This window comes from Treponema sp., from assembly GCF_045657965.1.
Taxonomy (GTDB): domain Bacteria; phylum Spirochaetota; class Spirochaetia; order Treponematales; family Treponemataceae; genus Treponema_D.
Map to the genome: position 1 here is coordinate 1 of NZ_JAZOUG010000239.1, position 5,198 is coordinate 5,198.

At 37.7% G+C, this 5,198-nt stretch carries 5 protein-coding genes and 1 pseudogene; 5 read left to right on the forward strand and 1 reads right to left on the reverse strand.

What is annotated here, in order from left to right:
* Positions 1-170 (reverse strand): annotated as a pseudogene (locus tag ACKI5B_RS09035) (class I SAM-dependent methyltransferase); the annotation flags it as partial.
* A gap of 189 nt (positions 171-359) precedes the next feature.
* Here ACKI5B_RS09035 and ACKI5B_RS09040 point away from each other — a divergent pair.
* The 5 genes from ACKI5B_RS09040 (at position 360) to ACKI5B_RS09060 (ending at position 5,148) form a co-directional block, all read left to right on the forward strand.
* Complete coding sequence (locus tag ACKI5B_RS09040; RefSeq protein WP_407427952.1) at positions 360-686, forward strand: hypothetical protein; 327 nt, start codon at positions 360-362, stop codon at positions 684-686.
* 135 nt (positions 687-821) lie between these two features.
* Positions 822-2,426: a DEAD/DEAH box helicase gene (locus ACKI5B_RS09045; protein WP_407427954.1), complete on the forward strand. Its 1,605-nt coding sequence runs from the start codon at positions 822-824 to the stop codon at positions 2,424-2,426.
* 15 nt (positions 2,427-2,441) lie between these two features.
* On the forward strand, positions 2,442-3,545 hold the full coding sequence (locus ACKI5B_RS09050) for a DNA adenine methylase (protein ID WP_407427956.1): 1,104 nt from the start codon (positions 2,442-2,444) through the stop codon (positions 3,543-3,545).
* A gap of 5 nt (positions 3,546-3,550) precedes the next feature.
* Positions 3,551-4,423: a DUF805 domain-containing protein gene (locus ACKI5B_RS09055; RefSeq protein WP_407427958.1), complete on the forward strand. Its 873-nt coding sequence runs from the start codon at positions 3,551-3,553 to the stop codon at positions 4,421-4,423.
* Between the two features lie 20 nt (positions 4,424-4,443).
* Complete coding sequence (locus ACKI5B_RS09060) at positions 4,444-5,148, forward strand: hypothetical protein (RefSeq protein ID WP_407427960.1); 705 nt, start codon at positions 4,444-4,446, stop codon at positions 5,146-5,148.
* Positions 5,149-5,198: the final 50 nt, after the last annotated feature.

Below are 5,198 nucleotides of genomic sequence, written 5' to 3' on the forward strand. Positions count from 1 at the left end.
TCGTATAAATCAACAGCAAGAGGTACTTCGGGAATATCTCGGTCGTAAAGGCGGTAGCAGGTGACACGCTCGCGCCGTGCCCATTTTCTAAGCTGTTTGTATTTTTTTGAAAGTCTGTTTGAGAAAATCTGTGCCTGATAAGCATTCTGTTCTGCAGTGTTCTGGTTCATGGTGAAAGTATAGCAGATATGCGCAAGGGGGTGTAGTGGCGGCGAAGTCGATGCGCCCATAAAAAAACTTGATGACTTCTTCTGAAAGTGTGTTACAATATTTAAGGAGGTCTTTAGGAAATATGGCTGAAAAGATTCTGGGCTTTCTTTCCAAAAATAAGACTCTGCTTTTTTTTGATAATGTGTCTTATGGTTCATGCCTGTAACATTGCAATTTTTTTCTTTCTTGGCATTTATCCGCTTTCGATTCTTAATGTTTTCAGCACCATCTTTTATTCAATGATTCTTTTTATTTTCAAAAAAAACACGGATTTTTATATTATTTTTTCATATTTTGAAATTCTTACGTTTTCTTTTTTGAGTGAAATTTTTGCGGGCTGTGCCTTTTTCTATATTTTCTACGTAATCGGGATGATTTCTGTTGTTTTTTATCTTCTTCCACCTAAAGAACGACTCAAACATATTGTACAGGGAATCGGAGTTTTGTATGCGGTTAGAATGGTAAAAATCGTGTAGTCCGGGAAATGGCAGACTGAGCGGAACAGATTTCCTGCGGAGAAAAAACATAAAAAAACTGACTGTGTACACTCTAGCTGCAAAACGATATAATAGTCTTAAGTTATCTATTATCTTATATCTCATGGAAATCTAATGAATTACACAGAACTTAATCTTAACGAAAAAATCCAGAAAGGCCTTAGTGAGGCAGGTTATGTTACATGTACTCCTGTTCAGGAAAAGGTACTCGAAAAATCTTTGGACGGAAGCGACCTTTATGTTCAGTCACAGACAGGAACAGGAAAAACTGCCGCTTTTTTAGTCACAATCATGCAGGAAATTCTGGCAGAAAAGGAAGCGGGGAGTGAATCAAAAAAGAACGCGCTCATTCTTGTTCCAACCCGCGAGCTTGCTGTTCAGGTTGAAGACGAAGCTAAAAAACTCGGAAAACATACAGGCCTGCGCTTTGCTTCTTTTTATGGCGGTGTTGGCTACGAAAAGCAGGTCGCTGATTTAAAGAAGGGCTGCGATATCATAATCGGAACTCCGGGCCGCGTAATCGATTTAACAGAAAGCAAGCAGATGGATTTATCAAATGTAGGCTATCTTGCGATTGATGAAGCTGACCGCATGTTTGACATGGGATTTTACCCGGATTTACGAAAGCTGATTCACTTTCTGCCGAAAAACGAGGGCGAAAAAAAGGCACGTCAGACAATGCTTTTTTCGGCAACCCTCAATTCTTATGTTAAAAATCTTGCATGGGAATATACCCGCGAAGCAAAAGAAATCACAATTGAAGCAGAAAACATTACCGTCGATGAAATTGATCAGGAACTTATTCACGTTTCAAGCGACGACAAAATGAAGCTTTTGATGGGAATTTTCAGCAGGGAAAATCCTGAAAGTGTAATCATTTTCTGCGATACAAAAAAAATGTGCGAAATCGTGTCAAAACGTCTTTCAATCAACGGGATTAAAAACGAATACATTATCGGAGATTTGCCACAGAGTAAGCGTCTTAAAATTATGGATGCTTTTAAAGCCGGCAAAGTTACCTGTCTTGTTGCGACAGATGTTGCAGCCCGCGGAATTGATGTCAATGATCTTGCAATGGTTGTAAACTATGACCTTCCGACCGAAGCCGAAAATTACGTTCACAGAATCGGAAGAACAGCCCGCGCCGGAAAATCCGGAAAAGCGTACACATTCTGCTCTGAGCGCGATGTTTATTCTTTGGCTCCGATTGAACGCTACATCGAAAAGCAGATTCCAAGCCGTGTTGCTGTGGAAGAAGATTTTTCAGAAGACAAGAGTAAAGACGTTTACATCCGGCTTGATTCTGAAGAAAAATCTGGTCGCGGCGGTTTAGATGGAAGAAACCACAGATGGACACAGATGGACACAGATAAAAAGGGAAGTAGACGCTTAAAGCGGGGAGAAAGAAAATCTTATTCTGATAAAGATTTCAAATCATTCAAGGGCGACAAGTCTAAGAACACAGTCCGCCGTGCAAGCGATGAAGAAATTGCAAAACTTTCAGGAATGTCGAGCGATGAGAGGCTCAAGTATTTCAAGGAAAAGTACGCAAAATCGGCTTCAGCCAGTGTTCCAAAATCTTCTAAAGAAAAGGGCGGAAAGGGAAAAAAAGTACAGGGGAACAGAAAATCTCTGGCTCAGGCTAAACAGAATGAAGGCGCTCCAAAGAAAATCGGTTTAATTGCACGGCTCAAGAGCCTGATTGGACGGGGAAAGTAAGACAGAGCATTTTTTATGCTGCACGAAAACAAAGATTTTCTTACTACACAGATTATCACTTATCTCGGAAACAAGCGGAGCCTTCTGCCGAATATTGAAACAGAAATCGAAAAAATTTCTGAGCGGCTTGGGCGGGAAAGGCTTGTATGTGCTGATTTATTCTCAGGTTCTGGAGTTGTGGCCAGAATGCTAAAAAAACATTCGTCGCGTCTTATAGTGAACGACCTGGAAAATTATTCGGCTCTTATAAACAGCTGTTATCTTTCAAATAAAAGTGATTTTCCAAAAGAGCAGTACGAAAGTCTTCGCTTTGAAATCGAAAATCTCTGTGCCAAAAATAAAATCGAAGGAATCATTACAAAAAATTACGCTCCAAAGGATGACGAAAACATTCAGAAAGGCGAGCGGGTTTTTTACACGCACGAGAACGCACTTTTAATCGATACTTACCGTGATTTGATTGACGAAATAGTGGGTGAGGAGGGACTTAAAAAATTCTTTCTTGCTCCGCTTATTACGGAAGCTTCGATTCATGTGAATACGAGCGGAGTTTTTAAAGGATTTTACAAAGATAAAAATACGAAAATAGGCTGTTTTGGAGCAAGTGGAAAGAACGCACTTCCGCGGATTTTAGGAAAAATTGAACTTAAAGAGCCTGTTCTAAGCAATTTTGATTCTGAAGTCGAGATTTTCCAGAAAGATGCGGTGAAATTTGCGAAGGAACTTAGTGAAGTTGATGTCGCATATCTTGACCCGCCTTATAATCAGCATCCGTACGGTTCAAATTACTTTATGCTGAATTTAATTCTAAAAAACGCTCTTGATGTAGAAGTGAGCAAAGTAAGCGGAATTACACAGGGCTGGAACCGTTCTGTTTTCAACAAAGCTCGCTTTGCCTTAAACTCAATGGAAGAGATAATATCTGCATTAAAGGCAAAATTTGTTATAATTTCATACAATTCGGAAGGATTCATTTCATTCGATGAGATGTTCCAAATGCTTTCAAAATATGGTAAAGTAAAAACTGTAGAAATTGCATACAACACATTCAGGGGAAGCAGAAATTTGCGGAATCGCGATATTCATGTAAGCGAGTATCTGTTTGTGCTGGAGAAATAGAATATATGAATATAAGTCTTCGAAATAAGATAATCTCTCTTATTATTTCATTTATAATTACAGCAATAGTGATTCACAATACGCACGGAAGAATAAGCCGAAACCGTTATTGGAAAATTGAAATCAGCATGATTGCTGGATTTTTTATTTACTGGGCTTTTGCTCTATTTATGCTGTTTGTTTTTCATATTCCTTTCTTTTATGGAATTGGAGTCCTTGGAAGTTTTGTGTTTATTTTCAAGTACTGGCAGCTTCAAACTCTTCGATTTCATGATTTGAATCTTTCCGGCTGGTATTCTTTGCTTAGCTATGTGCCACTCATTTCCCTTTACTTTTTATATCTGAAATTCGCAAAAAAAAGAACTGATTTTATCAATGAATTTGACGAAACGATAGATTATCTTTCATTGCTGAAAAAAAACGGATTATATCCTCAAAAAAATCTTATTACAATTGACGGTCTGGATTTTTCCATAAACTCAGTCAAATTTGAATACAAAAAATTCCATGACCATATCCAATACGAAGTATCAGACCTGAGCCTTAAAGATGACAAACTTCTGGAAGAATATTGCAATAAAAATTTGAAACAAACGGAAAACGCTCCGGGCTATGCATCGCAATACAGGATTTCATTTCTTGATGAAGGAAATTTGCTTGAGCGGATTAAAAAAGAGCTGAATGGAATAGTCGTTAATAAAGGATTTGTTACAATTAACGGTGCCGAAATTTTTGTTCGGAAAAATTACATGCTGTACGAAATCGTTTATGATAAGAAATATTCCGACAAAGTAAAAGTGTTTTCAAATGTAGAAGAAAGCGATGATTATTGTTGCCAGAGCCTGAACAAGTCACAATTGATTGAGCTTTTGTCATAGGAATTAAAGGAAAAATTGACATGGATGATGATTTCATTTTTGTTTTTTTAATAATTTTAGTCGGCTGTTCGGAAGTGTTTTTCATTTATCGTGATTCAAGGTGCGCTTATAAGTTTATAAAAGCAGCTCCGGCTAAAAAAGATGTTTTCAAGTATTTTTCATTCGGACTTTTAAAAATTCTCCTGCTTTTTACGGCAGCGATTTTGCTTTCGCTTTTGCTTGATTTTCTTCCTTATTCATATTATTGGCTGGGAAGAAATAAAGCATTAATTGAAGCTTTAAGGCCAAGCTTAGATGATTCGAAATTTGCTTTTTACAGATTTACTTATTGGTTTGTTTTTCCAATAGCATGTTTATTTATACTGGCCATCAAACTCAAAAAAAAGAAGATTGCTCTTTCAATTGTTTTTCCAATAATTGTGTCCATTGGAGCCATATCATTTTTTATTTTTTGTTTCGAGTATGATTTGAAATACTACAAAAATCCATTGGCTGACACTTTGGTTTCTGGTTCATTTAAACCTCTGAATGTTCCGCTTTTAAAAGAAGGAATGTCAAAAGAAGAAGTGCTGGAACTTTTAGGAAAGCCGATACATGCTGGCGAAGATAAGTTCCGTTACGCAGAAGAAAATGGCCGCGGCTGGTATGATTATTTTAATCTTGATGTGTATTTTGAAAACGATATTGTAGTCAAGATAAATAAAGCCTGGTATTCCGAAGATTAGCCAGGGGGCGTTACGGGTAGGGAGCGAACCGCTTACGGGGCAAAACTTGC

Excerpts from the sequence above, each read along its gene's own strand:
- ACKI5B_RS09040 (WP_407427952.1), top strand. The coding sequence starts at position 360 with ATGGTTCATGCCTGTAACATTGCAATTTTTTTCTTTCTTGGCATTTAT.
- ACKI5B_RS09045 (WP_407427954.1), top strand. The coding sequence starts at position 822 with ATGAATTACACAGAACTTAATCTTAACGAAAAAATCCAGAAAGGCCTT.
- ACKI5B_RS09050 (WP_407427956.1), top strand. The coding sequence starts at position 2,442 with ATGCTGCACGAAAACAAAGATTTTCTTACTACACAGATTATCACTTAT.
- ACKI5B_RS09055 (WP_407427958.1), top strand. The coding sequence starts at position 3,551 with ATGAATATAAGTCTTCGAAATAAGATAATCTCTCTTATTATTTCATTT.
- ACKI5B_RS09060 (WP_407427960.1), top strand. The coding sequence starts at position 4,444 with ATGGATGATGATTTCATTTTTGTTTTTTTAATAATTTTAGTCGGCTGT.